Annotated in this window: 27 protein-coding genes and 1 tRNA gene; 13 read left to right on the top strand and 15 right to left on the bottom strand. The window is 44.6% G+C overall.

Features of this window, described 5'->3' with window-relative positions; genetic code table 11:
• The first annotated feature begins 11 nt into the window (after window positions 1-11).
• From clpP to P1P86_04640, 11 genes are all read left to right on the top strand, one after another.
• Window positions 12-692: an ATP-dependent Clp endopeptidase proteolytic subunit ClpP gene (gene clpP, locus P1P86_04690; GenBank protein MDF1574473.1), complete on the top strand. Its 681-nt coding sequence runs from the start codon at window positions 12-14 to the stop codon at window positions 690-692.
• Between the two features lie 2 nt (window positions 693-694).
• The gene (gene clpX, locus P1P86_04685) at window positions 695-1,912 is read left to right on the top strand and encodes an ATP-dependent Clp protease ATP-binding subunit ClpX (protein MDF1574472.1); all 1,218 of its coding nucleotides are present in this window, start codon (window positions 695-697) and stop codon (window positions 1,910-1,912) included.
• Window positions 1,912-2,844, top strand: coding sequence for a DMT family transporter (locus P1P86_04680; protein ID MDF1574471.1), 933 nt, complete (start codon window positions 1,912-1,914; stop codon window positions 2,842-2,844). Before clpX ends, P1P86_04680 begins: the two co-directional genes overlap by 1 nt.
• A 2-nt stretch (window positions 2,845-2,846) precedes the next feature.
• Window positions 2,847-3,902, top strand: coding sequence for a glycosyltransferase family protein (locus P1P86_04675; GenBank protein MDF1574470.1), 1,056 nt, complete (start codon window positions 2,847-2,849; stop codon window positions 3,900-3,902).
• Window positions 3,903-3,931: 29 nt separating this feature from the next.
• Window positions 3,932-4,975 (top strand): type IX secretion system protein PorQ, encoded by a 1,044-nt coding sequence (gene porQ / locus P1P86_04670; GenBank protein MDF1574469.1) that lies wholly within the window; start codon window positions 3,932-3,934, stop codon window positions 4,973-4,975.
• Window positions 4,976-4,983: 8 nt separating this feature from the next.
• Window positions 4,984-5,700, top strand: a complete 717-nt coding sequence (cmk, locus tag P1P86_04665) for a (d)CMP kinase (protein MDF1574468.1) — start codon at window positions 4,984-4,986, stop codon at window positions 5,698-5,700.
• The gene (locus P1P86_04660) at window positions 5,687-6,574 is read left to right on the top strand and encodes a 4-hydroxy-3-methylbut-2-enyl diphosphate reductase (GenBank protein ID MDF1574467.1); all 888 of its coding nucleotides are present in this window, start codon (window positions 5,687-5,689) and stop codon (window positions 6,572-6,574) included. The genes cmk and P1P86_04660 overlap by 14 nt, the downstream gene beginning before the upstream one ends.
• Window positions 6,575-6,617: 43 nt before the next feature.
• Window positions 6,618-7,601: a 6-phosphofructokinase gene (gene pfkA, locus P1P86_04655; protein ID MDF1574466.1), complete on the top strand. Its 984-nt coding sequence runs from the start codon at window positions 6,618-6,620 to the stop codon at window positions 7,599-7,601.
• Window positions 7,602-7,632: 31 nt separating this feature from the next.
• Window positions 7,633-10,110: a primosomal protein N' gene (priA, locus tag P1P86_04650; protein MDF1574465.1), complete on the top strand. Its 2,478-nt coding sequence runs from the start codon at window positions 7,633-7,635 to the stop codon at window positions 10,108-10,110.
• Between the two features lie 16 nt (window positions 10,111-10,126).
• The gene (locus P1P86_04645) at window positions 10,127-11,152 is read left to right on the top strand and encodes a bifunctional ADP-heptose synthase (protein MDF1574464.1); all 1,026 of its coding nucleotides are present in this window, start codon (window positions 10,127-10,129) and stop codon (window positions 11,150-11,152) included.
• Window positions 11,153-11,177: 25 nt separating this feature from the next.
• A tRNA-Pro gene (locus tag P1P86_04640) sits at window positions 11,178-11,251 on the top strand.
• Between the two features lie 122 nt (window positions 11,252-11,373).
• Here the strand turns inward: P1P86_04640 and P1P86_04635 are convergent.
• The 3 genes from P1P86_04635 to P1P86_04625 are packed head-to-tail and all read right to left on the bottom strand — an operon-like array spanning window position 11,374 to window position 13,055.
• Window positions 11,374-12,162, bottom strand: a complete 789-nt coding sequence (locus P1P86_04635; protein MDF1574463.1) for a nucleotidyl transferase AbiEii/AbiGii toxin family protein — start codon at window positions 12,160-12,162, stop codon at window positions 11,374-11,376.
• 12 nt (window positions 12,163-12,174) lie between these two features.
• Complete coding sequence (locus P1P86_04630; GenBank protein ID MDF1574462.1) at window positions 12,175-12,333, bottom strand: hypothetical protein; 159 nt, start codon at window positions 12,331-12,333, stop codon at window positions 12,175-12,177.
• The gene (locus P1P86_04625) at window positions 12,330-13,055 is read right to left on the bottom strand and encodes a DUF6088 family protein (GenBank protein MDF1574461.1); all 726 of its coding nucleotides are present in this window, start codon (window positions 13,053-13,055) and stop codon (window positions 12,330-12,332) included. Before P1P86_04625 ends, P1P86_04630 begins: the two co-directional genes overlap by 4 nt.
• Before the next feature lie 367 nt (window positions 13,056-13,422).
• Here P1P86_04625 and P1P86_04620 point away from each other — a divergent pair, with 367 nt between their 5' ends.
• Both P1P86_04620 and P1P86_04615 read left to right on the top strand, forming a co-directional pair.
• Entirely contained in the window at window positions 13,423-14,892 is a 1,470-nt protein-coding gene (locus tag P1P86_04620) for a glycoside hydrolase family 130 protein (protein MDF1574460.1), read from the top strand.
• Between the two features lie 462 nt (window positions 14,893-15,354).
• A complete protein-coding gene (locus P1P86_04615; GenBank protein MDF1574459.1) occupies window positions 15,355-15,684 on the top strand; it encodes a hypothetical protein in 330 nt (109 codons plus the stop codon).
• 202 nt (window positions 15,685-15,886) lie between these two features.
• On the opposite strand, the gene P1P86_04610 is transcribed toward P1P86_04615, so the two are convergent.
• The 12 genes from P1P86_04610 to P1P86_04555 form a co-directional block, all read right to left on the bottom strand.
• Window positions 15,887-17,023 carry a hypothetical protein gene (locus P1P86_04610; protein MDF1574458.1) on the bottom strand — a complete coding sequence of 379 codons (1,137 nt, stop codon included), beginning with the start codon at window positions 17,021-17,023 and terminating at the stop codon, window positions 15,887-15,889.
• Window positions 17,024-17,027: 4 nt separating this feature from the next.
• Entirely contained in the window at window positions 17,028-17,555 is a 528-nt protein-coding gene (locus tag P1P86_04605; GenBank protein ID MDF1574457.1) for an OmpA family protein, read from the bottom strand.
• 15 nt (window positions 17,556-17,570) lie between these two features.
• Window positions 17,571-18,014 (bottom strand): hypothetical protein, encoded by a 444-nt coding sequence (locus P1P86_04600; GenBank protein MDF1574456.1) that lies wholly within the window; start codon window positions 18,012-18,014, stop codon window positions 17,571-17,573.
• Between the two features lie 67 nt (window positions 18,015-18,081).
• The gene (locus tag P1P86_04595; protein MDF1574455.1) at window positions 18,082-19,089 is read right to left on the bottom strand and encodes a glycosyltransferase family 4 protein; all 1,008 of its coding nucleotides are present in this window, start codon (window positions 19,087-19,089) and stop codon (window positions 18,082-18,084) included.
• Between the two features lie 53 nt (window positions 19,090-19,142).
• Window positions 19,143-19,604 (bottom strand): hypothetical protein, encoded by a 462-nt coding sequence (locus tag P1P86_04590; protein MDF1574454.1) that lies wholly within the window; start codon window positions 19,602-19,604, stop codon window positions 19,143-19,145.
• A 43-nt stretch (window positions 19,605-19,647) separates the two neighbouring features.
• The gene (locus P1P86_04585) at window positions 19,648-20,406 is read right to left on the bottom strand and encodes a glucose 1-dehydrogenase (protein MDF1574453.1); all 759 of its coding nucleotides are present in this window, start codon (window positions 20,404-20,406) and stop codon (window positions 19,648-19,650) included.
• Between the two features lie 258 nt (window positions 20,407-20,664).
• Window positions 20,665-21,591: a glycoside hydrolase family 130 protein gene (locus P1P86_04580; GenBank protein ID MDF1574452.1), complete on the bottom strand. Its 927-nt coding sequence runs from the start codon at window positions 21,589-21,591 to the stop codon at window positions 20,665-20,667.
• Between the two features lie 8 nt (window positions 21,592-21,599).
• A complete protein-coding gene (locus tag P1P86_04575; protein MDF1574451.1) occupies window positions 21,600-23,834 on the bottom strand; it encodes a glycosyltransferase family 4 protein in 2,235 nt (744 codons plus the stop codon).
• Between the two features lie 19 nt (window positions 23,835-23,853).
• Window positions 23,854-23,979 carry a hypothetical protein gene (locus P1P86_04570; protein MDF1574450.1) on the bottom strand — a complete coding sequence of 42 codons (126 nt, stop codon included), beginning with the start codon at window positions 23,977-23,979 and terminating at the stop codon, window positions 23,854-23,856.
• A 34-nt stretch (window positions 23,980-24,013) separates the two neighbouring features.
• The gene (locus P1P86_04565; protein MDF1574449.1) at window positions 24,014-24,364 is read right to left on the bottom strand and encodes a hypothetical protein; all 351 of its coding nucleotides are present in this window, start codon (window positions 24,362-24,364) and stop codon (window positions 24,014-24,016) included.
• Between the two features lie 80 nt (window positions 24,365-24,444).
• Complete coding sequence (locus P1P86_04560; protein MDF1574448.1) at window positions 24,445-24,963, bottom strand: AraC family transcriptional regulator; 519 nt, start codon at window positions 24,961-24,963, stop codon at window positions 24,445-24,447.
• Window positions 24,964-25,098: 135 nt separating this feature from the next.
• Window positions 25,099-25,404: hypothetical protein (locus P1P86_04555; GenBank protein ID MDF1574447.1), on the bottom strand; the 306-nt coding region annotated here is incomplete at its 5' end.

The raw sequence follows: 25,404 nt of genomic DNA, 5'->3' as shown, positions 1-25,404 counted from the left end.
AAAGCAATTCCATGAACCAGAACGACGATTTTAAGAAGTTTGCTACCAAACATATGGGCATCAGCAGTATGACGCTCCATCAGTTTAGCTCTTTGTATAATAGTTACATTTCACCGACCATTATAGAGGAAAGACAGTTAAATGTGGCCTCCATGGATGTTTTTTCCAGGTTGATGATGGATCGCATTATCTTTCTGGGAGCCCCCATTGATGATTACGTGGCCAATATCATTCAGGCACAGCTCCTCTATCTCGATTCGGCCGATCCCAATAAAGATATCCAGGTTTATTTCAATACTCCCGGAGGAGCCGTCCATGCAGGACTGGGGATCTATGATACGATGCAGTATACTTCGTGCGATGTGGCCACTATCTGTACAGGAATGGCGGCCTCCATGGGAGCCGTTTTACTGGCTGCGGGAACCCCCGGGAAGCGTTCCGCGCTGAAACACAGCAGGGTGATGATTCACCAGCCCATGGGTGGGGCGCAGGGTCAGGCTTCGGATATTGAGATCACTACCCGCGAAATCCTGAAAATGAAAAAAGAACTTTACGCGATCATTGCCGATCATTCGGGGAAATCCATTGAAGAGGTAGAGAAAGACGGGGATCGTGATTTCTGGATGACAGCTGCCGAAGCCAAGGACTATGGCATGATCGATGAGGTTTTGCTTAGAACAAAAGACAAATAATCATGGACCGTTGCTCTTTTTGCGGAAGAGAGAAGAAGGACACCAACCTTCTTATCGCCGGTATTTCCGGCCACATCTGTGACCGCTGTATCGAACAGGCTTACAGCATCGTACAGGAGGAACTGGGGGCCAATGGCGAGTTTGATATAGGGCAGATTAAATTATTGAAGCCCACGGAGATAAAGAGCTTTCTGGATCTCTATGTGATCGGGCAGGAAGAAGCTAAAAAGTACTTATCTGTAGCGGTATATAACCACTATAAAAGGTTGATGCAACTCGATAGCAAGGATGATGTGGAAATTGAGAAATCAAACATCGTTCTGGTCGGAGAGACCGGTACGGGTAAAACACTGCTGGCCAGAACCATTGCCCGGATGCTCCATGTGCCTTTCACCATTGTGGATGCTACGGTGCTTACCGAAGCCGGTTATGTGGGCGAGGATATAGAGAGTGTGCTGACCCGCTTGCTGCAGGTGGCCGATTACAATGTGGAAGCTGCTGAAAAGGGGATTGTTTTTATTGATGAAATCGACAAGATTGCACGCAAGAGCGACAACCCTTCCATTACCAGGGATGTTTCGGGTGAAGGCGTTCAGCAAGGTCTGCTGAAATTGCTGGAGGGATCCATAATCAATGTTCCTCCCCAGGGCGGAAGGAAGCATCCCGACCAGAAAATGATACCGGTCAATACGAAAAACATACTCTTTATTTGCGGCGGGGCGTTTGACGGGATCGAAAACAAGATAGCTAACCGGATGAATACCCAGGTGGTAGGCTATAATGCGGCCAAGAAGGTGGACCGTGTGGATAAGGATAACCTGCTTCAGTATGTGGCCCCTCAGGACCTGAAGGCCTTTGGAATGATCCCTGAGATCATTGGTCGTCTGCCGGTCCTTACTTACCTGGATCCACTCAGTGAGAAAGCCCTTCGCAGAATCCTTACGGAACCTAAAAATGCCCTCATCAAGCAATATGAAAAATTGTTTGAAATGGATGGGATTAAACTGTCCTGGGACGAGAAAGTGCTGGATTACATAGTGCAAAAAGCTATTGAATTTAAGCTGGGTGCCAGGGGATTGCGCTCCATTTGTGAGGCTATTATAATGGATGCCATGTTCGAGTTACCTTCCAAGGAGAATCCGGGGGATATAAATATCGGGATCAAATATGCCAGGGAGAAACTTGAGAAGGCGAATCTGAAGCGCCTGAAGGCTGCCTGATGAGTAAATCTAAATCGGGGGTATATTTTCTGGTCATCCTGGCGATGATCTTCTGGGGATTTACTTTTGTTGTTTTCAAATTTGCCTATCAGTCCTTCAGACCGATAAGCATTGTCTTTTTCAGGCTGCTCGTCTCCATCGTTTTTCTGTTCGGATTTGCCCTGCTCTTCAAAAGACTAAACAGGATCAGGCGAAAGGATCAGCTATGGTTTCTATTGCTGGCACTTGCAGAACCTTTCTTCTACTTCCTGGGAGAAGCCTACGGGCTGACCCTGGTATCGGCAACCATTGGAGCCGTGATTATCTCCACCATCCCGCTGGTTGTTCCCTTTGCTGCCTACTACCTGTACAGGGAGAAACTGACTTTGATGAACTACCTGGGACTGTTGCTCTCCTTTGTGGGAGTTCTGATGGTGGTACTTACCCGGAGCGAAGGATTGGCAGCCGACTGGAAGGGGATCCTGCTTATGTTTGTGGCCGTTATTTCCGCAGTGGCCTATACCATGGTAGTTAAATCACTGGCTGATGATTATACCCCCATCACGATCACAGCCTACCAGAGTCTTTACGGTCTGCTTATGTTTCTGCCGCTCTTTCTTATTCTGGAGCTTCCGCATCTGGAGCTTGCTCGTGCAACAAACTCCAGCCTCCTGGCAGTTGGATTTCTCGGAGTATTCGGATCGGGGATCTGCTTTATCCTCATCACCATAGGAATCAGGGAACTGGGAGCAGCCAGAGCCAATATTTTCGGAAACCTGATCCCGGTTGTCACTGCCATAGTCTCTTTCTTTCTTTTGAAAGAATCCATGCCACTGCTGAAGGTTCTGGGTATTTTGATCGTGATCCTGGGACTGTTCCTCTCGCAGATCAGCAGCCTGAGGGTGAAGCGGAACACGGGAAGGGAATCGGTTCGTCACATTCCAAACGCCTGAAGATGGCCAGCTGTCTCTTTATTGTCCAGGGCGAGGGGAAGGGACATATGTCCCAGGCGCTTGCATTTCAGGAGTATCTCCTGGAAGCCGGGCATACGGTGGAGGCCGTGCTGCTTGGAAGCGGCTCTCCCGGATCGGTCCCGGACTATTTCAGGGAAAGCTTTCCCGGGAGGCTTCGGATCTACCGCTGCCCCTATTTTTTGCGGACTCCCAATAAGAAGGGGATCTACGTGGGGCGCACCATTCTGTTTAACCTGCTGTATTCTTTTGTTTATTTCAGGTCCATTGCCGGGATCAGAAAAGAGATTGCGGCCATTCGGCCCGATGTGATTTTCAATTTTTATGAGTTGCTTGGGGCTCTGGCTATGAGAAAAACGGATTCCGGGATAAAAAAAATTGGCCTCGGGCACCATTTCTATATCCACCTGAATCGTGCCCATTTTAAGATAGGGCCCCTTTGGCACAGGATCTTGCTGAATGTTCATTCGAGTCTGATTGCCAGGTCCTGCGACCAGGTACTGGCATTCTCTTTTCTGCGTGAACAGGGGAGAGGCTCCATCCGGGTGGTCCCTCCCCTGGTAAGAAAGGATTTCAGAGCGCTAAGCCATCGCCCTGGCGATCGTTACCTAGTATACCTGCTCCAGGAAGGGTTCTTCTACGATCTGGTCAGGCTGGCCCGGATCGACCCTGGATTTCAGGCTGATCTGTTCACCTCTTTAAGTCCGGCCATGGAAATTCCTGCTGGAATCAGGCTCCATGCCTTCGAAGCACAAAAATTCAGTAATTTAATGGCTTCCTGCAAGGGACTGATTACCACGGCAGGATTTGACACCGCTGCAGAAGCTGCTTTTCACGGGATTCCGCTGGCTGTGATCCCCACGCGTAATCATTTTGAGCAGCGCTGCAATGCGGCTGACATCACCGCGAAGGGGATAGGAGTGGCAGTTTCAAAGATAGACAGGGTAAGCCTGGAACGGATGCATTCATTTGACTGCAGGGAGTTCAGAGAGTGGGTTAATCTGGCGGGAGAGGAGATTTTAAAATGTATGGAGGAATAATATAGCCTTTCCATTGGCGTTAAAAGGATATGATTCGAGGTTTTACAGTCACCGTGTTGTTGTTGCTGATCTTCCAGGCGGGAATGGCTCAGAAGGGGGGAGAATCGACCTACAGTTTTCTTGGTCTTACCAATTCGGCCCGGGTCGCGGCACTTGGAGGAGAGGTGGTATCCCTGAAGGATGACGACATCAATATGGTATTTCATAATCCGGCTCTTCTTTCGCCGGGAATGCACAGCCACATGAGTCTGAACTATGTGGACTATTTTGCCGGAGTGAATTACGGCTATGCCTCCTACGGCTATGCAGCAGGCGACATTGGCAATTTTGCAGCAGGCATGCATTATGTGAATTATGGCATTTTTGAACGGACCGATGAACTGGGAGTGTCACAGGGGACTTTCCGGGCCTCCGAGTATGCCCTGAACCTGGTATATTCCAGGAGTTTTCTGGACTCGGCGCTGACAGCCGGTGTGAATCTTAAACCCATATTCTCCTCCCTGGAACAATATACCTCCTTTGGCCTGGCCGTGGATCTGGGAGTGAGCTATTTTCTTTCCAGTTCCCTCACCACCTTTGGCCTGGTATTTAAAAATGTGGGGGTCCAGCTTAGTTCTTACACAGGAAGAAGGGAAGCTCTCCCCTTTGAGATTCAGGCCGGAGTTACCCAGAGACTGGCGCATGCCCCTTTCCGTTTTACGGTTACCCTGCAGCATCTGGAACGGTGGAACCTGAGCTATACCCTGCAGGATGAAGATCTTTCATTTACGGGAAGTGATAACGAGCGTAGTGGATTTGATCATTTTGCTGATAACCTGATGCGTCATGTGGTCCTGGGCACCGAATTCCTTCTGGGGAGGAATTTTCATATTGATGTGGGATATAATTATAAGCGGAGAAAGGAGATGAAGGTGAATGTACATCCCGGCATGGTTGGGTTCTCCATGGGCTTTGGCTTTAGAGTTTCCAAGTTTCATATGGCATTTGGACGTTCTTCCTACCATCTGGCGGGGGGAACCAATCATTTCTCCTTAACTGCCAACCTTTCTGAATTTTACAGAAAGGCAAACTGATATTATATATGGTGGAACAAAGAAAAATCATTATAGCACTGGACGGGCATTCTTCCTGTGGAAAGAGCACTTTCGCCAAACTGATTGCTGCTGAACTGGGGTATTCTTATATCGATTCGGGAGCTATGTACAGGGCGGTCACCCTGGCGGCCATGGAGGCAGGATTATTTGATCAAACCAGTGCTCCGCCCCTTGATAAAATCGAAACCTTGCTCCGGAATATCCGCCTGAATTTGGAACATAACCCGGAAAAGCAGCGGACTGAGATATTTCTAAATGGCAGGATGGTGGAAGACCGGATACGCAGCATGGAGGTTTCCGCTCACGTGAGCTATATTGCAGCCATTTCGGCTGTTCGGCGCAAAATGGTCGAATATCAGCGTTTACTGGGCAGAGAGAAAGGAGTGGTTATGGACGGACGTGATATTGGAACAGTGGTGTTCCCCGATGCAGCCCTGAAGATCTTTTTGACTGCATCCCTGGAGGTGCGTGCAGAGCGGCGTTATAAGGAGTTGATTGACAAGGGCATGCCTGCTGATTTTGAAAAGGTGCAAAAGAACCTGGAGAAACGCGACCATATTGATTCCAACCGGGAGGACAGTCCATTGATGAAGGCCGATGATGCTATTTTGCTTGATAACAGCGAGATGACCCTGGATCAGCAGATGATCTGGTTCCGGGAGTTGTATCAGGGTGTAATTTCCGAGACACATGATAAAAATTGAAATAGATCCCGGAGCAGGATTCTGCTTTGGGGTAGAGGAGGTGATTAAGACGGCCGAATCCCATCTTCGTAAGGGGGAAACCCTTTACGGACTGGGAGATATGGTCCACAATGCGGAAGAAGTACGCCGGCTGCAGGCCCTGGGACTGAAGACCATAAACCACCAGCATTTGAAAAATCTGGCTCCCGGTAAGGTCTTGTTCCGGGCCCATGGCGAACCTCCACAGACTTACAAAACAGCAAAAGAGAATGGAATCGAGGTGATCGACGGCACCTGTCCCATTGTAGCCAGGTTGCAGCTCAAACTGAAAAAGGCTTATGATGCTTTGGATCAGAGTAAGGAACAAATTGTGATATTTGGCAAAGCCGATCATCCGGAGACCATTGGTTTACTTGGCCAGGTGAACGGGGATGCCCTGGTACTGAGCTCGGTGGAAGAGGTTTCAGCCATTGATCCGCATAAGAAGACCTACCTCTTCTCACAGACCACCATGGATCCTGAAAACTTCAGGAAGGTGGAAAGGGCCCTTGAAGAACATCTCCGGAAAGGCTCCGGACACACTGCGCCTGTTCATTTCAGATCGGACTGCACGATATGTGGACAAATGAAAAAGCGTAAACCCGGTCTCACTGCATTTGCCAGCAAGTACGATGTGATGTTGTTCGTGAGTGGAAAAAACTCATCCAACGGAAAAATGCTGTTTGAATATTGCAAATCCCTCAATCCACGAAGCTATTGGATCAGCGGAAAGGGAGAACTTAAAAAGCAGTGGTTCGAAGCCTGCAAAAGTGTTGGAATCAGTGGGGCTACCTCCACCTCCAGGGCACAGCTGGAATCGGTGAAGGAAGAGCTTAATAACTTAACTTCTTCTTAAGACAATTTTATTAATTTTGGGTTGTTTCTAAGGACCTGTTAACATGGGAAAAATTAAAAGAATAGGGGTACTTACTTCCGGAGGGGATGCTCCGGGAATGAATGCCGCCATCAGGGGTGTCACCCGCACTGCCATTTACTACGGACTGGAGGTAATCGGCATCCGCTATGGTTATTACGGAATGATCCATAAGGATTTTGTTGAGCTGAAGGCTCACAGCGTAAGTGATATACTGTCGAGGGGAGGAACCATTCTGAAGACAGCCCGGAGCAAGGAGTTTATGGAACCCGAAGGGCGCCGTATGGCTTATGATAATCTTAAAGAAGCAGAGATTGATGCCGTGGTGGTCATCGGTGGTGATGGTTCGCTGACCGGAGCACGTGTGTTCTGCGATGAGTTTTACGATATTCCTTTTATTGGAATTCCCGGGACCATAGATAATGATATTTTTGGCACCGATTATACCATCGGCTATGATACGGCATTGAATACGGTGGTGGAGGCTGTGGATAAGATCAGGGATACAGCAGGAAGTCACAACAGACTCTTTTTTATTGAGGTAATGGGCCGGGATGCCGGATTTATTGCTCTGAGCAGCGGGATCGCCACGGGAGCTGAGGCTATTCTGATACCGGAAGTACAGGGGGAGTCCCGTAATCTGAAAGAGTACCTGCAGAAAAGTTTTAAAAGAAAGAAGTCAAGCAATATAATCATCGTAGCAGAAGGAGATGAATCGGGAGGAGCTTTTGCCATAGCCGAGAGTGTGAAAGAAGAATTCAGTGATTATGATGTACGGGTTTCTGTACTGGGGCATATTCAAAGGGGAGGTACTCCGTCGGCCCATGACCGGGTCACTGCCAGCAAGCTGGGTTTTGCAGCTGTGGAAGCCCTGATGGACGACCAGAAGAGTGTTATGGTTGGATACCATAACAATGAGATTGATCAGGTGCCTTTCCGGAAAGTGATCAAACACCAGAAAACCGTGGACCCCGAGCAGCTGCAGATGGTGGAAATCCTCTCGGTATAAGGCCAGCTCTTTTTTTTGTACATTACCGTCTATGTCCGGACCGGATCTCTATGCCCAGGTAATATTACCACTGGCCGTTGAGGGCTTATATACCTATCAGGTACCTGAAACCCTCCGGGGGAAGGTGGTGCCCGGGAGCAGGGTACTAGTCTCCTTTGGAAAAAAACGCCTTTACAGCGCCATTGTCCGCACGGTCCACCAGGAAGCTCCTGAAGGTACGCAGATCAAAAAAATTCTGGATCTTTTGGATGAATTTACCCTGGTAAGTGCGCACCAGCTCGATCTCTGGGACTGGATATCCGCCTATTACATGTGCACTCCGGGGGAGGTGATGCGGGCCGCTCTTCCCTCAGGACTCAGGCCGGAGAGCGAATCGAAGGTGCGTTATAACAAGCGCTATGAAGACGATACGGTGCTGGACCAGCAGGAAAGGCTGTTGCTGGAGGTGGTGAAGGACCAGGGTGAGGTGACTCTGGGCGATCTTCAATTGGCCGGTGTTTCCCAAAACCCGGTCAGAATCCTGAAATATCTGGTAGAGAAAGGGGCCGTGGAAATTAACGAGTTTGTGGACCACAGGGTTCCAAAAAAGTCCGTGGCCTACCTCAGAGTTTCAGAAAACTTCAGAAGAGAAGAGGCGCTCCATGCACTTCTGGATCAACTGTACAGAGCTCCCCGGCAAAAAGAGTTTATGGAGCATATGCTTTCCTTTTCGGGAAGCGAAGGAACTGGTTTTCAGACAGGACTGCTTAAAAGTGAACTTGTAAAAGAAGCCGGTGCAGCCGGTGCCGCAGCTGCTCTCATAAAAAAGGGGATACTGGAGCAATTTGAAAAGGAGGAGCAAGGGCGTGATCCGGGTATTGATGGAAACGGGGGAAAGGCGAATCAACTGAATCAGGAGCAGCAGGCGGCCCTGGATTCGATCCGGGAACAATTCGCCTCGCATCAGGCCGTATTGCTTCATGGAGTCACTTCCAGCGGAAAGACGGAACTCTATGTGCAGCTGATTGGTGGGATGCTGGAACAGGGCAAACAAGTACTTTATATGTTGCCCGAGATTGCTCTGACCACTCAAATCATTGAGCGTATTCGCCAGGTATTTGGCAGCAGGGTGGGAGTGTATCACTCCCGGTACAGCGATTCGGACCGGGTGCATGTCTACCGGAACCTGATAGGACTCACCGACGAAGAGCCTTACGGAGTGGTCATCGGGGTTCGATCGTCCATCTTTCTTCCTTTCAGGGAACTGGGACTGGTTATCATTGATGAGGAGCATGAAAACAGTTACAAACAGCATGATCCGGCCCCCAGGTATCATGCCCGCGATTCGGTTCAGGTACTGGCCCTTCATCACAACGCCAGGGTTTTAATGGGAACTGCCACCCCTTCCTATGAGTCTCTGCACAACGCCCGTACCCAAAAATACGGATATATCAGACTCTCCTCCCGATTTGGAGAGGTGGAGCCACCTGAAATCATACTGGCCGATATAAAAGTGGCGACTAAACGGAAGCAGATGGTTTCCCACTTTACCCCCCAGCTGGTGGAGGCGATCAAGGAGGCTCTGGCAGCAGATGAGCAGGTCATCCTTTTTCAGAACAGGAGGGGGTTCTCCCACTACATTATCTGTGAGGATTGCAGTCATATCCCCAAATGTAGCCGCTGCGATGTGAGCCTGACCTACCACCAGACCAGCAGGAAACTGGAGTGCCATTATTGCGGTCATAAGGAAAATATGCCCCTGGCCTGCCCGTCCTGCGGGGCAACTCGCATGAGCATGAAGGGCTTCGGTACCGAGAAAATTGAGGATGAACTGCCGCTGATCTTTGAGGGGATCAGGGTGGGGCGACTGGACACCGATACGGCCCGGTCCGTGAACAGGACCAGGGCCATGATCAACCAGTTTGCCGAGGGAAAACTGGACGTACTGATAGGTACTCAGATGCTCTCCAAGGGTTTTGATTTCCATAATGTCACACTGGTGGGGGTACTTGATGCGGATCAGATGCTCCACTTCCCCGATTTCAGGGCTTTTGAAAGGAGCTATCAGCTGATTCATCAGGTCAGCGGCCGGGCAGGCCGAAGAAAGAAGAGGGGAAAAGTGATCGTACAGACCCTGGATCCTGCACATCCGGTTATACAGTACATTAGTAAATGTGATTTTGAGGGCCTCTATGCCGACCAAATGGAAGAAAGGAAGCTTTTTGGCTATCCACCCTTCAAAAGGATCATCCGGATCAGCTTCAGGCACAAGGTTCCCTCCATCCTTGATGGAGCAACAGACTTGATGGCAAGGGAGTTAAAACAAATTTTCTCCAACCGGGTACTGGGCCCTCAATATCCCCCGGTGAGGAAGACCCATAATACTTTTCACAAGCAGATCCTGCTGAAGATCGAGAGAGAGGCTTCCTATGAAAGGGCCAGGGAGCTACTGAAGGAGGTTTTGAGCGGACTTTCCGGGAACGAAGTATATCGATCGGTCCGGATCTCTGTGGATGTGGATCCCTATTGAGTATAAAAGTTTATCTTTGCGCAGATTTATAGAAACCATGTTCGAGTCCACCGATTTCAAGTCCGTATTTGACAAGTTCTCCAATCAGAAAATATTGATCATCGGCGATGTCATGATCGATACCTATTTATGGGGGAGTGTGGCTCGTGTATCACCCGAGGCCCCGGTGCCTATTGTTTCTGGTGTTATTGAAGAGAATCGACTTGGGGGAGCGGCCAATGTGGCACTGAATGTGAAAGCCATGGGAGCAGTTCCCATCCTCTGTTCCGTGATTGGCGATGACGACCGGGGCAAGCTGATCCTCGAGTTGATGGAGGAGCAGCTGCTTTCTGATATTGGCCTGGTGGTGGACGGGCACCGCGTAACCACCCAGAAAACCAGGATCATCAGTGGTAACCAGCACCTGCTGAGGGTGGATGAGGAGATGGATATCTTCCTGAATAAGAGGGTACAGGAGGAGTTCCTGGAACTGATTTCCAGTCTTCTGGAAAGCGGAGGGATCGATGCCATTATTATGCAGGACTATGATAAGGGAGTTTTGACTCCCAGGGTGATTTCGGAGGTGATCAGTGCCTCTGAAAGAGTGGCAGTACCCGTCCTGGTGGATCCCAAATTCAGGAGTTTTGATCTCTATAAAAAGGTGAAGCTGTTTAAGCCCAACTTCAAAGAGCTGGCGAAAGGGCTTAAGCTGGATATCAGTAAGAATGAGATAGAGAATCTGGCCGGTTCCATGCAGAAGTTTCAGAAACAGCAGCAGATCGAGAACATGCTGGTGACTCTGAGTGACCAGGGCGTACTGAGCTCCGGAGTTGGGGAATATGTGCATATACCAGCCATTAAAAGAAAGATTACAGATGTTTCCGGCGCCGGTGATACAGTCATTGCCTTGGCTGCCCTTTGCCTGATCGCAGGCTTGCCTCCCGCTGAAGTGGCAGCCGTTTCCAATCTGGCCGGCGGACAGGTCTGTGAAAAGGCCGGAGTGGTGCCTGTGAATGCCGAGAAGTTAATGAGTGAGTGCAAGGAACACTTTAAAAGTTCTTAAAGTTTATTAATTTTGCCATCCAATTCGGGGTATAGCGCAGCCCGGTAGCGCGCGTCGTTCGGGACGACGAGGTCGTGGGTTCAAATCCCGCTACCCCGACAAAAGAGAAAAACCATCTCGCCGCAGGCGGGGTGGTTTTTGCTTTTTCGGTGGTGTCAAAAGCTTGCTTTTGTAAGCCATTGGGAAAGTAAAAAACACGGAGTGTTATGGTTTTTCTCCTTCTATGATAATAAGATTTGAATGATCTTTCGGAACTGATCAGCAATCAGTTCATCCTCAGGAAAATCACCATGCACAAGTAATCTGAAATCTGTATTATATGTACCTTTTACTTCATCCCAGATTTCATCAAAAGAGGTGAGTATTGGAGAATTGGTGTAGGATGATGTCAGCCATATCTCAGGATCCTCAAACTTAGTTTTATCCTCCTCAAACATCCGGGTGAAATGTTCATGGAAATCTTTGGCATGTAAATAATCCCAATAAGCATGAGAGGTTGATAGGAAGTATAGATCATAGAAATGTCTCACCTTATTCCTTAACTTATCGATCCCATCTTCAAAGAACGACAATCTTATCAGGGATAATATCTTCTCAATAAGAGTTGATTCCGGCACCAGGACATTAAATTCAAATGGTTGAAGGCCATATTTTTCTATTGTTTCATGTTGATTTTTTTCGTGAAGAAACTGTTCAATCAGTGAACTCACAGGCATCCGTTTGAATGGAACCGGATTCGCGAAAGAATTGATTTCCAGAATCATTAGTTCCTGTATACCTGAAACGGATTCTGAAGCAATTGTCCTTTTGTAATCATAAGCCGTTTTTCTGTATCGGGTTTGTTCGCTTGTAATTCCCTCAAGGTTAACCTCATCGAATCCCTTAACCAGCTCCTTCTCCACTTTACGGATTAAATTCCTGACTTGAGTGGCAGTCCGGTCTTCTGATCTCAGTATTGCAAGATCAACATCTTCAGAGAACCTGGCAATCGGCTTATGTATTTTGGACAATGATGTCCCGCCTTAAAAAACAACTTCGTGTGAATGTGCAGATTTTGATAATCTGGAAAGAAGGAAGGTGACCCAATAATCCTTTTCCACAAAGATGCTTCTCATATCAAGGTGATCGCTGGCTGCCCTTATGGCATCTTCGAATACGCCACTGTTATCATGCAGGTTCATAAGATCCTCCATTTCTGCTTTGTTGGTAAAGCATCAATACTTATTTTAAGATCGAAATCTGTTACTGGATTTATTGATTTATATAACTGATCAGTGATGCTGTCCTTTGATATATGGTCGAGAATTGCACCTGTCAGAGCCTTGGATCCAGGATTATATTTTAGTGCGTATTTCGCAATAGCAATTCTTTCTTCCTGCGAAAAATCCTTGAAAATGGAAATGATTCTTCTGCAGGATTCATTTACATCTGTATCCGGTATTCGTTTGATAAACCTTACAGCATCCAATACCTGAAGCATATAAGTATTTTCTTTTGTGATGGTGTTCTTTTGACGGAGGAAACGAATATTGTATTTACCCCTTTTTCTCGGCTTTCGTTCAATGTTGGTCCCTACCTGTATTGTGTTAGATACTTGTGTTGTTAAGCCAAGCTTATTGAAAATACTAACACCGGTTATGTATCCGACGATTTTGTTCTTTTCCTCAAGCAGGTCTTTCACGATTTGGTATTCCGGTGGCTGTAGTATTCCAAATTCTGTTTTCTCAGGTTTATAGAATTGTCCCTTGGATAATCTCACAATTTTACCTGCTGCCACCAGCCTGCTCAGTGCTTTTTTTAATGCATCTACCTTATTTACAGGCACGTTAAATTTATCATAGGTGAAAACATACCCGTTTTTAAACCTATTGATCTTATTTGCAACTAAATCAGAAACTTTCATTGTTTATCATTTTCAATATAAATATATAAAATGTCACGTATTAACCGGTAAAAACGTGACAAATATATTCACAGTTCTATCAAACATATGTTTTTTAAAGCGTCTTTTAATACCGCATCCTTTGCCTGAACATTCTCTCAAAGTGATCAATGCAGGAATCTCGATAGACAAAAATCATGGGTTGAGTTAAGTTACATTGCAATTTAAAACCACTCATTCAGAAAACTGCTATTCCTTATGCAATAAAGCATTTTTTCAGTGTAGGAGGCTACTTGTTTAAGTATCTGAATATCTCGTAGTAAATAATGCCTTGTAAATCATCATATTTGACTTTTGGAATTACCTTTGACAAATAAAGCTTTCAGAAATGCAGGTTATCGTAAACAGAAAAGAGACCATATTTTACCCCGATCCAAGCAGAATCATTGCTCGTTTTCTGTTTACAGAAAACCACAGGGCTTCAGAGATTATTCGTTCTGTTATGGGAATGTCTGAAGAGGATGCTTTGCTTACATTAAAGCAAACTCTGAGGGATTATTCCATGCGTCACAGGAACATTTCCAAAATATTTGAAAAGCATTTTAATAAGATTGCCCATCTGATTTTGGGGATGAACATGGATCCAAATTCAATTGACTATTCCAAAAGGATACTTATTGGTTCCTATTTTACCATGGAATATTCTATAGAATCTGCAGCTTTCTTTAATCCCTCCATCATGGAACATCCGGACCAGAAAGAGACCGGTCCGGGTCAGATGAGGATCATATTGAGTTTCAGGGCCACAGGAGAGGGGCATATATCCTCCATTGTATTCAGGACCGGAGTGTTGGATAAGGATTGCAACCTGAGCCTGGAACCCACCGGTAAAATGCTGGAAGAGGCAGAACATACACGACGCCACGTTTATCAGAAAGAGTCCTTTGCTCATAAACTGGATGAAATGCTGGGCACAGGTGGAATAATTCCACCTGCCCTGATCCTGGATAAGTTAAATGAAGAGTTTACTTACAGAGAGCTGTACGACTGTATACAAAAAACCAGGAAAACGCTTCACCTCGCCTCCGATAAGGAGATATTATTTAGTCAGATTATCTGGTTGGCCTCATCACATTATGAGCTTGAGTTTTCCTTGGATACCAATATATCCGAAAGAGTCATATTCCCGGTATCTGTAAATGAAAGGAATGGTATTGAAGATGCCCGTTTTGTGAAGTTCATTGACGACAACGGCGAATGTAAATATTATGCCACGTACACAGCCTATGACGGTAGCACCATCTTGCCAAAGTTGCTTGAAACAAGCGATTTTTACCATTTTAAGGTTTCCCCTTTGCACGGGGAGATTTCAATTAACAAAGGAATGGCATTATTCCCCCGGAAGATTAAGGGTAAATATGTCATGCTTTGTCGTCTGGATGGTTATAACAATTATATTGCTTTTTCGGATAATTTGAACATCTGGCGTGAGGCAAGATTATTGCAGCAACCCAAATTCCCCTGGGAATTCGTTCAAATAGGGAATGGAGGCTCACCCATTGAAACAGAGGATGGCTGGCTGGTCATCACCCATGGAGTTGGCCCAATGCGGGAATATGTACTGGGGGCCTCCTTATTCGATATTCACCATCCCGAAAAAGAGATCGGGAGATTGAAGAACCCTCTTTTGATGCCCAATGCAAAAGAAAGAGAGGGGTATGTTCCAAATGTGGTATATTCCTGCGGATCAATGATTCATAACGAGCATCTGATTATCCCCTATGCCATGTCCGATTTTGCTTCTACCTATGCGACCATCCATTTAAAAGAGCTATTGAAAGAGCTCAAAGACTCCTGACAGTCATTCATGCATTTGTCACTCAATGAGCTTGATCAGAGAGTTTTCCTGGAAAACCTGTGAATGATGTAATTCTTATCCTGAATTGTGTAATACATTCACAGACCGGGAGGATTACCTTTATGATGTCACATTCTTCTGGTAATAGCATTACTTGCTTTAATGTTCGGTTAATCAAGGACGAAAAGTCTTTTAAAAATCCGAATATATATCCGGGTGTTGAAGAACGGAAGTGAAAAAACTCTGTACCATTGTTACCGAAAAATCCAAACTCAAAAAAAGTACTCCTCGTCGTCGCGCACCCTGACGATGATACTTTATGGGCCGGCGGAACTGTGCTGAGCCATCCTTCCTGGCAGTGTCTTATCGCCTGTCTTTGCGGGGGAAGTGATGAGGACCATTCATCGAGATTTTTCCGGGCCTTAGGGGTGCTCAGATTGGAGGGGATCATGGGGGACCTGGATGAAGGACCTGATCATTTCCCATCACCCCCATGGAGTATACACCAGACACATCAGGCATGAAGAAACAGGTAAAGCAGTTATTAAGCTGTGGTATTCGGGAAAAATATCAGCAGGCGAGCTCTGGGCTTTTGCTTACGAGGACGGCAATAAGAAGTATTTGCCAAGACCTATTGAAACTGCCGGAATCTATCAAGTACTTTCAAAACGGATATGGCGGAGAAAATACAGCATCATCAGCGAAACTTACGGTTTTAAACCTGACAGTTTTGAAGCTAAAACAAGCCCGAGGGCAGAATCAGTGACAAACAAAAAGAGTATTCATATTTAAAATTTGAAGTTATGGCTAGATTATTATTGATCATTGGACTCATTCTAATAGTTCTTTGGCTGTTAGGGGTTTTTGCGCTTCATTTATCGGCACCGGTCCTTCATGCGCTCATTATCATCGGTGTAATCCTGATCATTCTGGATTTATTAAACAGTCGCCGGGGATGGTGGTAAATCCACCTGATTAGCAAAAAGATTACTACCTAGGCAAGTATCTTTTGCTGTTTAATTTTTGCAAGTTTTTGTGCCTGGCTGACCCACTTGTCCCTCTCGATTCGACCCGGGTCAATCTCCAGGATCTCAGAGATGGTAGTCACATCTTCGGGCGAGAGCTTACTGATCTGATCAAAAGTATATATCTCCAGCATGTTGAGCCTTTCTTCAATCCATAGGCCAATTCCATAAATCAGGGTTAAATTGTTCGCCTCGAATTTTTTGGCAATCCCGACCCTGTCGAAATATATCCTGTCCTTTCTTTCCCTGATTCGCTGGAGAAGTTCAGACTTATTGCCTGCGATTCGAACAAGCTCCTTGGCCTGAAGTATCCATTCATCTCTGTCAATCCTGCCGGGGAAGTATTCAATGGCCTCAGTAAGGATATGAACATCCTCTTCATTAAAATTAGCAATCTGACGGAAGGTATAGATATCCAGTGCATGGAGTTTTTCCCTGATCCATCCACCAATGCCGCTGATGATGGTTAAGTCATCCGTTTCTTCTTTTTTGGCGATTCCTATTCTATCATAGTAGATACGATTCTTTCTGGCCTTTATCCGCTTCAGGAACTCCATTCTCTGTTTTTCACTACGCACCAGTTCTCCGGCCTGTGCAACCCATTCGTCTCTTTCAATCCTGCCTGAGAAGTACAGAATCGTGTCACTGATCATAGCGATATCCCGGGCTGAGAATTTACTGATCTGTCTAAAAGTATATATATCAAGGGCGTGAAGTCTTTCCTCAATAAATGGACCAATGCCGCTGATCATTCTCAGGTCATCTTTATCTGTCTCATCGGCTGTTCCAAAACTTTTATAATCAAGCTGTTGTTTACTCTGAGCAATATGAACCAGGGCCTCATCTTCAGTAACAGTCTGTGATGGAATGGCTTTAAGCTCATGAAGCTCCTTAAACAAAATATTTTTTTCTGCAGTAAGATTAGCGATTTGCTTTTTCAATTCATCCCTTTCGGATTCATTGGCCTTGATGGCCTTAGCAAAGATTGACTTATGGTAAAGCCATGAAGTGATATAAGCGATAATGGCAGCAACCAGCAATAAAGCGAGAATTTCAATGATGGCCATACCTTTTGTTTGCGCTAAAAGAAAGATTAAAGTGTTCATGATTTTATTTTATTATGGTTACAACGGTTCTTCTGTTATTTGCTCTTCCGGCAGCTGTATCGTTATCGTCTGCAGGCTCTTTCTCGCCCTTTGATTCAATTTGGCTATTCCTTGCAGTCATGCCCTCACTTTCAAAATAGTGCAAAACACTTTGTGCACGCCGATGCCCCAGCGCCTGGTTATAGGCATCAGATCCAACTGCATCAGTGTGGCCTGTTATCCGGAGTCTGGCTTGTAAGTTTTGATCCAGATATGCTTTCGACTTTAGAATATAATTGCCTGTCTGTGAATCAGGAATGAAATCAGATTTATCAAATGCAAAGTATATGACCAGGTTTTTCGGAATTGTTGCATTTTCCTGCTCGGAAGGCTCAGGTATTGCTTCATCGGCGATGATACCCTCCTGGGTCACCGCCATGAATTCGATAATCTCCGGTTCATCACACAATCCTTGTATCTTGCATACATAGGTATAAGTTGCAATGGATGACCATGCAATAAATGTCAGAAATCCAATGACGAGAATCTTCATCTCTTTTGATTTATTTTAAAACCGGTTTGTTTTTAATACAACCTCATCACTGGGATATCCGGTACTTCCATCATTCTCAGCTGTAATGAATATTTCGATGGGCTTGGTGGACGATACTGTCTCAAAAGATGCGATCAGTTTTTTTGACATGAAGGCTTTAGAACTATTTAATTGCCCAATATTTTTTATGTATTCCTGGTCTGTAACCATCCAAACCACATAGGTTTGTTTGGCTGGTTTCAGTCTTTCGACCTCCACTAAATTGGACACTTTTATTTTAATTAAATAATTCAGGTTATTGTCTCTTTTTACTTTTACCTGACCTTCAGCTGCCGGAGCGACAGATGTTGTTGAGAATGGAACATTTACAGCACATGATGTGAATGAAAATATCATCAGCATAGTCACAATACCCCAAAGGATATTTTTTGTAATCGCATTTAATTTTGTTGCTTTCATTTTGTTATAATTTAGCTTAGGTTCAACAGACTAATGACTGAGCAAAGTGCTTCAGGATATTATGATTCTAACGAAGTATTTTTTGATATACTTCCAGATAGCCTTTCACCATTTTTTCACGGCTGAAGGTTGCCTTTGCCCACTCCATGCAATCTCTGCGATTGATAAACTCAATACTGTTTACTGCCTCCACTGCCTCATCAACATTATTCACCAGAAAACCGGTTTTACCTTCAAGGATCAATTCAGGCATGGCCCCCCTTTTAAAGGCAATTACAGGTGTTCCGCAGAACATCGCTTCAACCACGCTAAGGCCAAACGGTTCTTCAAAACTTATGGGATGTAATAGGGCAAAGGCGCCACCCAGGAGCCTGTTTCGTTCTTCGGGCCCTGAATTGCCCAGATAAATTATTTCCTGATTATCAATGTGGGGGTCCACCTTATGAGTATAGTATTCCTGATCCTGAATCAGACCGGAAATGAGCAGTTTTCTATTTGATTTCTTTGCAATTTCAATGGCTTCAGCAACTCCTTTTTCGGGATGGATCCTGCCAAAAAATAGCAAGTAGTTGCCTGATTCGCAATTGAAACTAAACTCCCTGGCGTCAATGCCATTGTAAACAGTGGCCGTATAACTGAGTTCCGGGCTGCGATCCGAATTACTGATGGATACATAGTAACTGGTGTTATTGTATTTCTTGTATACCGGAATAATTTTTGGAGAAGAAAAACCATGAATCGTTGTTACTATCGGGGTTTTGATCAGCCGGGAATAACTCAGGGGAAGAAAATCGAAATTGTTATGTATTATATCAAACTGATCTGCCCGTTCCATTAAATGACTGATGTGAAGGCACTCGGCTACCTTGGGGTCATGCTCGGGGTGCTCCGCATAGGGCAGCTCAATTACGGATTCCAGCTTGCCATTTGTCATGGAATCGCTTGATGCAAATAGTGTTACATCGATGCCCAGTTCAACCAATCCTTCGGCGATGTTTGAGGATACCTGTTCCCAGGGTCCATATTTCCGGGGAGGTGTCCTCCAGGCTATCGATGAAAGAATGGCTATTTTCACGGTGCATCAAGTATTTTGATTGTTCAGGTTTGGATTTGCTGGTTCATCAGAAATTATTTGGTGTTTTCTACGGTCAGATCTTTTAATGCTTTGCCCAAATCATCCATATCATGGTTAAATTCAGTTTTGAAAGACATCCATTGATCCTGGCTGTCATCTGTAAATTCCGCCAGTTTCTTTTTTAAATCGCTGTTTTTATTCTCCAGTTCAATCAGCTTTTTTTCATAATCAGCTTTGTTTTCCTTTTTCTCTTTTTCTATTCTTGCTTTAAATTCAGCAATAGATTTCTCCTGGTCGATGATTTTCTGCTCAGCGTACTTTTTGAATTGCTGATAGTCACTGATAGAATCCAGTCTGGTTTGATACAAATCAGTTTTTGAATCTGTCAACTCTTTTTCAGCTTCTTGTACCCTTTCTTTTGCATTATCTACTTTTGTGGCCGATGATTGGCAAGCGGAAAACATGGTTGCAGAAAGAAACAGGATGCTTGCCACGAATAAAATTGAATTTTTCATAATCATATTTTTTTAGTTGATCATTTGTTTTTTTAGACGAAGATTATTTGCAGGTGTACCCGCCATCAATAACCAGTTCACTTCCGGTAACAAACTTTGATTCGTCGGATACCAGATAAAGAATTCCGTAGGCAATATCTTTTGCTTCGCCAACATGTCCTATGGGATGCAGACTATCAAGTTTTTTTCGGAAACTGCTGTCATTTTTACCCAATTCTTCTACCAGGGGAGTCCAAATAAAACCCGGATGTACAGAGTTCACTCTTATATTATCCTTTGCATATATTAGGGCATCATTTTTTGACATCAATCTTACTGCACCTTTAGATGCATGATAAGGTGGAATATCTCCAGCGCCAATTAAGCCATATATTGAAGAAAGGTTTACGATGCTCCCGCTGCCTCCTTTTTTCATATGTGGAATGGCATATTTGGTACAGAAAAAAACTCCTTTAACGTTCACATTCATGACAGTATCCCACTCCTTCTCGCTTAATTCATGAGTTGGCTTGTCGGCACCTGCAATTCCTGCATTATTTACAGTCGCATCCATTTTCCCAAATTCTTTAACGACTTCATTATACACTTTTTCAACTTCCTTTTCGTCTGAGACATCGAGATGCCAGAATTTTGCCACTCCTCCTGATTGGGTAATTTCTTCAGTCAGTTTCCGGCCTTCATCGTCAAGAATGTCGGTCACAGCGACCTTCGCACCTTCTTTTGCTAATAGAAGACATGTTTCGCGTCCGATTCCTAATGCGCCACCTGTTACGATTACCACTTTGTTTTCTGTTCTTTTCATGACTTTAGATTTTTTTGTCGCAACTGGCGATACAGTGGTGAATAAAATTCCACCTTACAAAGGTCACGCTATTCATCAAAGGAGCCATTACATATTTCTAAGTATTAGTTACATCATTCACACATTAGTATCATTCACATATACAAATAAATATGGATGGGGTGTCACAAGACAGGTTCGAGTAGGGAGATCGGGACCCTCTTATACCATCTTCTGAAGGGAACTCCTCCTGACAGTTTTCTTTTTGTGGGGATCCGGTTAAATGGGAGGACGCGGATTGTCCAGACAATGGTCTACCAGGGCTTCCAGGTTGGCAGTGCCCACACACATTACTTTGTCGGCTCCTCCCCAGTATATTTTTACACTTCCATCATCCTCAGGAACTGCACCACAACAAAACACCACATTATGTACATACCCGGTAATTTCATATTCCTCTTTGGGTTGCAGGATCCAGTCATCACCCACAGCGATGATTTCTGAAGGATCATTCAGGTCATGAATTGCTGCACCAAGCCTGTAAACACATCCATCCATGGTTGGGAAAACACCATGATAAATATGCAGCCAACCGCGTGGGGTTCTGATGGGAGGTGCGCCCGGACCAATCTTCATCTCATCCCAGTGGTATTGCACGGGTCTCATAATTATTTTTGACTCCCCCCAGTATTTTAAATCAGGTGAATACGATATCCAAATCGACCAGGGAGAGATCTCCGAATGAGGACGGTCGAGTCTGGCATATAGGCCCCCAAATTTTTCCGGGAATATGACCACATTCCGGTAATCTGATTCGGTGATCAATGAAAACCTTTCAATGGTTTTAAAATCTTTTGTTTTGGCAAGTCCGATGCGAACGCCATGCCTGGAGTAAGCGCTATATGTAATCAGGTATTGACCATCCAGGAATACAATGCGTGGATCTTCCACCCCATAGGCTTCGTATTCTTTAAAGATACCCTGCTGGGCAGGAATCATAAATGGGTTTTTGTCCACTTCAAAATGGTAACCATCATCACTCACGGCCTTTCCCAATATGCTTCTTCCGTTTAATTTGTGGGAACGAAATATCATGATGTAAGTATCCTGGTGCTTGATAACAGCGGCATTGTGTACCGTAGCTACCGGATAAGGAACTTCATGTTTAGTGAGGATAGGATTGTATGGATATCTGCTGATGACCATAAGCGTGTTCACTCATGCTTGTGAAATTCTTCATAGGCCTGCAAAACCGTTAAATGAGAGATTAAATAGGCTACTGAGCTTTCAGCTCCCTGGTTCCTGTTCACTCCATAGCTTTCAAATCCATCGCAACACCCCTTTGTTTCAAAATCGTATAAGCTCATTCTCAGGTCGTTTTCACCAAGGAACCACAAAAACGAAGTGTAGAGCTTTTTTAGGTATTCTTTGTCTTTGGTGAGATGATAAGCCTGATGATACATCAACACCATGGCCATGGCGTCGATGGGTTGCTGAGCAAACACGGACCGTTCGCCTTCTTTCTTATACCATTTTTCGTTTCCGATAATCGACAGGTAATCATCTTTTAAGGTATGGGTGGTCAGGAAATTCATGGAAGCAATAGCCACCTCGGTAACCCGCTCATCATTCAGTATGCCTGCTGCATGCAAAAGCGCAAGCGGTAAAATTCCGTTATCGTATGCCAGCAAGGCTTCAAACCAATTCCAATCGGGCGATTCATTCTCCCGGTAGTGTTTTAATAATGTGAAAGCCATATTTCTTAGCCTTTCGGTCATGGAATCATCAGAGGGATTGGTTTTGAGGTAGTAACAAATGCCAATCATGGCATTGGCTATGCCTCTGATGGATTTTAGCTTCTCGAAATTGGGTGCAGCATTAAAGAAGATCCCTCCTCCTGCCTGAAAATAGGCATCATTGGGCGCGTTGCCAAGCAGATACCCCAATGCCCAGATGGTCCTTCCAAAGGAATCTTCGGAACCCACCTTGTCGAGAAAGTTTCTGTTAAAACTCATGAAGTTCCTGAAGGTACCATCCGGATTCTGCATATAGTGGATGTAACTCAGATAGATGGGGGAGAGTTCAAGAGCCCTGTCGTTTTTCATCTGGCGAAAAGCCATCAGGACCATAAGCAGGGCCCTTGCATTATCATCCAGACAGTACCCTTCTTTCAGGTTCGGGATGCCATATTTTGCATGTTGGATGATACCTGTGTCGTCTGTTAAACGATTGATATGGACCAGTGAAAAGGGAGGAAGGATAAGAAAATCCAGTACTGTGTCTTTCTTTTCTACCGGCAAATATTCTTTTTCCAGAATGGCAGTAAAAAGCTTAACATATTCCTCTCCCGTTTTCGGCCAGGTAAAATTTCTTCCATATTCAAGCGCCGTCTTTTTCAGACTATCCAGCTCTTCCGGATGATCCAGAAGTTCATTAATGGTGGAAGATAGCTGCCCGGAATCCGCAAAGTCGAACAGTCTTCCTCTTCCGTCGGCCAGCAGTTCTGCGGCATGCCAGTATGGGGTCGACAGTACGGCTGCGCCGGCTCCGACAGCGTAGGAAAGTGTGCCGCTGGTGATTTGAGATTCATTTAAATAGGGTGTGATATAAATATCTGTTGCCGACAGATACTTGAATAAATCCTGTACATCAATAAATTGATTTAAAAACAGCACATGATTTTCCAATTGAAGTTTTTTCACCAGCCGCATCAAAAATATACGGTATTCTTCGCCTGAATGCCTTAATACATTGGGGTGGGTTTTCCCCAAAATGATGTATTTCACATCCGGGTGCCTCTGAACCACATCGGGCAGGGCATTGATGACTGTTTCAATTCCTTTATTCCGGCCAATAAATCCAAAGGTGAGCAATACTTTTTTACTGCCCAGTTTGAATTCTTCCTTTGATTTCGCCGGGTTAAACTTAATATCCGGTACTCCATGCTCTATCAAAGCAATTTTTCCCCGGGGCACATCATAGATATCAACGAGAAATTCAATGGCTTTCAGACTCATCACAATGATCTTCTGGGCCATTTTTGCAATTTCCTGCATCACGGCCTTTTCATTGTATGTAGGGGTTTTGAGTATGGTATGCAGGGTTACTGCCAGAGGGATCTCCAGGCGGTGCAGCAAGGGAAGGATGTATACACCGTTTTGCCCTCCATAAATTCCAAATTCATGTTGAAGAATACATATATCTGCACCACTTACATTAATATACTTTGCAGCTTTTAAGTAATCTTCCTGATGCTCCTGCCTGATGATTAACTTTACTTCCTGAGGATAATCATAGGTCAGGCCATGATCGTTCACTGCCACCACAAACCCTTCGTAGTTTCCCTTTACTGCTTTTTTAAAATGTAAAACTGAATCAAGCAGGTTATTGGTAAATGTACCAATACCACATTCCCTGGGTGGGTATGTGCCAATAAAAGCATATTTCATTATGCAGCTGGTTTTTTCTTTAAATTTTAAATTTACTTTCGCTGTTTTTTTCTGTGCGTTTGGCAGCTTTTGCCGCTCTCTTCTCTTTCAGGTTTTTTACAGCTGGTTTTTTGCTGTTTTTCCTGCTTTCTTTTTCTTTAGACATATTCAGAATTTTTACATTTTCGAATCATGGATTGCTAGATAGTTATCCCTTCATAGCCGCTTTTAATTACAGTTATTACCATTTTTGAAGGATTATTGGCCCTGATCAAATTAGTAGCATGTGCGGGTACCAGGATGGCCTGACCGCTTACCAGGATCGTTAAACAATTGTCAATAACAATTTCTGATTCGCCTTCAATGATTTGAATATACGTGTCGAATGGGGAGATCTTCTCCTCCATTGCTTCACCCGAATCAATAGCTATAGCAGTAATACTTCCGGTTATTTTTTGAGAAATGATTCTGGATACAACCGAATGAGGGACATATTCAATTAATTCAACCAGAATGTGAGCCTGTGATTTTTCTATTCCAAGAAATTTCATTTGCTTGGTTTATATGCAGGTAAAGGTATCCCAACCCAGGCAGCTGATTGTTATATTATTAAAGATATTCCTTACATTATTCACACATCTTCCAGGGTGTTCCGGTTCTTGTTTTTTAGATTTTTAAAGTGTGAAGGAGTAAGTCCTGTAAATTTCTTGAATTGGTTCGAAAGGTGTGAAACACTGCTGTAGTGAAGTTTGTACGCTATTTCGGAGAGATTAAGTTCTTCATAGACGATGAGTTCCTTGACTTTTTCAATTTTATGAGTCAGATAGAATTTTTCGATGGTGATTCCCTTAACTTCCGAAAACAAGTTGGCCAGATAGGTATAATCGTAATTGAGCTTCTCGCTCAGGTAATCTGAAAGATTTGTCTTGATCTGGTCCTCTGTATAATGCACAAGTTCGATGACTGTAACTTTAATCTTCTCTACCAGGATACTTTTTTTATCCTCTATTAACACTAATCCCGTTTCTCTCATTGCCAGGTCCAATTGATCCAGTTTATCCCTGAGAATTACCTCTTTCGTATTTACCTCTCCAATTTTAACATCAATATAAGGTATACCAAGTTTTTCAAGCTCGGTTTTCACTACCATTTGGCAACGAATACAAACCATATTTTTTATAAATAACTTCATCACTCACATAAGCGGCCTGATCAGAAAATACTTTAATGCTAAATTTATGAATTATCATAGATTTTCACGGTAAACAATCGCCCGTATTTTTATTTACGAGTATGTTGCTCCTTCAAAAATAACATTCTTACCATCAAGCCAGGGGTATTTCTGGCGGGAAAACGTTTGCATTACCTCCAGTATCAGGGGGAGATTTCTTTTCTTCTTCAGCTGTACTGTGATTGCATCTTCCTGGATAATGACATCAGCACCATTGAGAACAAACTTATCATAGAGGCTCTGAACAGAAAGATGTTCGTATCGCTCCAGTTGCAAAGCAAGTAATCGGTACAGATTGTTGGCCAGTATTGACATAGTCAGATCAAAATCGACCTTGATGACCATAGAAGAGGAGACCAG

It is taken from the genome of Bacteroidales bacterium (assembly GCA_029210725.1).
Lineage (GTDB): Bacteria > Bacteroidota > Bacteroidia > Bacteroidales.
Note: the sequence above shows the minus strand (reverse complement) of the source record. Positions and strands in the feature narration are given on the sequence as shown.

Excerpts from the sequence above, each read along its gene's own strand:
- P1P86_04615 (MDF1574459.1), top strand. The coding sequence starts at position 15,355 with ATGAAGGACCTGATCATTTCCCATCACCCCCATGGAGTATACACCAGA.
- clpP (MDF1574473.1), top strand. The coding sequence starts at position 12 with ATGAACCAGAACGACGATTTTAAGAAGTTTGCTACCAAACATATGGGC.
- P1P86_04580 (MDF1574452.1), bottom strand. The coding sequence starts at position 21,591 with ATGGTCATCAGCAGATATCCATACAATCCTATCCTCACTAAACATGAA.
- P1P86_04630 (MDF1574462.1), bottom strand. The coding sequence starts at position 12,333 with ATGAACCTGCATGATAACAGTGGCGTATTCGAAGATGCCATAAGGGCA.
- P1P86_04585 (MDF1574453.1), bottom strand. The coding sequence starts at position 20,406 with ATGAAAAGAACAGAAAACAAAGTGGTAATCGTAACAGGTGGCGCATTA.
- P1P86_04590 (MDF1574454.1), bottom strand. The coding sequence starts at position 19,604 with ATGAAAAATTCAATTTTATTCGTGGCAAGCATCCTGTTTCTTTCTGCA.
- P1P86_04660 (MDF1574467.1), top strand. The coding sequence starts at position 5,687 with ATGATAAAAATTGAAATAGATCCCGGAGCAGGATTCTGCTTTGGGGTA.
- P1P86_04570 (MDF1574450.1), bottom strand. The coding sequence starts at position 23,979 with ATGTCTAAAGAAAAAGAAAGCAGGAAAAACAGCAAAAAACCAGCTGTA.
- porQ (MDF1574469.1), top strand. The coding sequence starts at position 3,932 with ATGATTCGAGGTTTTACAGTCACCGTGTTGTTGTTGCTGATCTTCCAG.
- P1P86_04625 (MDF1574461.1), bottom strand. The coding sequence starts at position 13,055 with ATGAAAGTTTCTGATTTAGTTGCAAATAAGATCAATAGGTTTAAAAAC.
- P1P86_04600 (MDF1574456.1), bottom strand. The coding sequence starts at position 18,014 with ATGAAAGCAACAAAATTAAATGCGATTACAAAAAATATCCTTTGGGGT.
- P1P86_04605 (MDF1574457.1), bottom strand. The coding sequence starts at position 17,555 with ATGAAGATTCTCGTCATTGGATTTCTGACATTTATTGCATGGTCATCC.
- pfkA (MDF1574466.1), top strand. The coding sequence starts at position 6,618 with ATGGGAAAAATTAAAAGAATAGGGGTACTTACTTCCGGAGGGGATGCT.
- P1P86_04610 (MDF1574458.1), bottom strand. The coding sequence starts at position 17,023 with ATGAACACTTTAATCTTTCTTTTAGCGCAAACAAAAGGTATGGCCATC.
- cmk (MDF1574468.1), top strand. The coding sequence starts at position 4,984 with ATGGTGGAACAAAGAAAAATCATTATAGCACTGGACGGGCATTCTTCC.
- P1P86_04620 (MDF1574460.1), top strand. The coding sequence starts at position 13,423 with ATGCAGGTTATCGTAAACAGAAAAGAGACCATATTTTACCCCGATCCA.
- clpX (MDF1574472.1), top strand. The coding sequence starts at position 695 with ATGGACCGTTGCTCTTTTTGCGGAAGAGAGAAGAAGGACACCAACCTT.
- P1P86_04575 (MDF1574451.1), bottom strand. The coding sequence starts at position 23,834 with ATGAAATATGCTTTTATTGGCACATACCCACCCAGGGAATGTGGTATT.
- priA (MDF1574465.1), top strand. The coding sequence starts at position 7,633 with ATGTCCGGACCGGATCTCTATGCCCAGGTAATATTACCACTGGCCGTT.
- P1P86_04565 (MDF1574449.1), bottom strand. The coding sequence starts at position 24,364 with ATGAAATTTCTTGGAATAGAAAAATCACAGGCTCACATTCTGGTTGAA.
- P1P86_04680 (MDF1574471.1), top strand. The coding sequence starts at position 1,912 with ATGAGTAAATCTAAATCGGGGGTATATTTTCTGGTCATCCTGGCGATG.
- P1P86_04675 (MDF1574470.1), top strand. The coding sequence starts at position 2,847 with ATGGCCAGCTGTCTCTTTATTGTCCAGGGCGAGGGGAAGGGACATATG.
- P1P86_04560 (MDF1574448.1), bottom strand. The coding sequence starts at position 24,963 with ATGGTAGTGAAAACCGAGCTTGAAAAACTTGGTATACCTTATATTGAT.